At 71.7% G+C, this 697-nt stretch carries 1 protein-coding gene and 1 pseudogene; both read left to right on the top strand.

Translation table 11 applies throughout. The features are described 5' to 3' along the window. Positions 1-412 (top strand): annotated as a pseudogene (locus BGN95_RS19860) (histidine--tRNA ligase); the annotation flags it as partial. Further along, a partial coding sequence (locus BGN95_RS19855; protein WP_286773777.1) for a PCRF domain-containing protein occupies positions 409-697 on the top strand: 289 nt, incomplete at its 3' end. The pseudogene BGN95_RS19860 and the gene BGN95_RS19855, both read left to right, overlap by 4 nt.

Below are 697 nucleotides of genomic sequence, written 5' to 3'. Positions count from 1 at the left end.
CGCGCAGGGCACCGTGCTGGGCGGCGGACGCTATGACGGGCTGGTCGAGAATCTCGGCGGCCCGGCGACCGCCGGGGTCGGCTGGGCGGCGGGGGTCGAGCGGCTCGCGATGCTGATCGACGAGCCGGCGGCCGAGCGCCCCGATGTCGCGGTGGTCGCCGAGAATCGCGACCGTGAGGAGGATGCCGGCGCGCTGACCAGCGCGTTGCGCCGCGCCGGGATCGCGGCGGAGCCGTTCGTTACCGGCAGCCCGCGCAAGCGCTTCGGCAAGGCAATGGAACGCAAGCCCGCCGCGATCGTCTCGCTCGACGTGCGTGACGGCGCGCGGACTCACAGCTTCAAGCTGCTCGACGAGGCATTCGCCGGTGCCGCGCAGGCGCGTACGATCTTCGAGCAACACACCGCCGCATGACCGCGATCTCGCTCGAACGGATTCGGCAGATCGAAGCGCGGCGGGACGAGCTCGCCGCGCTGATGGCGACCGGCGACCTGTCGGGCGAGCGCTTCGTCCAGGTGTCGAAGGAATATGCCGAGCTCGAGCCGGTCGCCGAGGCGGCCGCCGATGTCCGCCGGTTGCGGCAGGAGGCGGAGAGCCTCGCGTCGATGACCGAGGATGCCGATGCCGAATTGCGCGCGATGGCCGAGGAGGAATTGCGCGCCAACAAGGCCGCGCTCGAAGCCGCCGACCGCAAGCTCG

This window comes from Sphingomonas sp. 66-10 (assembly GCF_001897045.1).
GTDB lineage: Bacteria > Pseudomonadota > Alphaproteobacteria > Sphingomonadales > Sphingomonadaceae > Sphingomonas > Sphingomonas lycopersici.
Note: the sequence above shows the minus strand (reverse complement) of the source record. Positions and strands in the feature narration are given on the sequence as shown.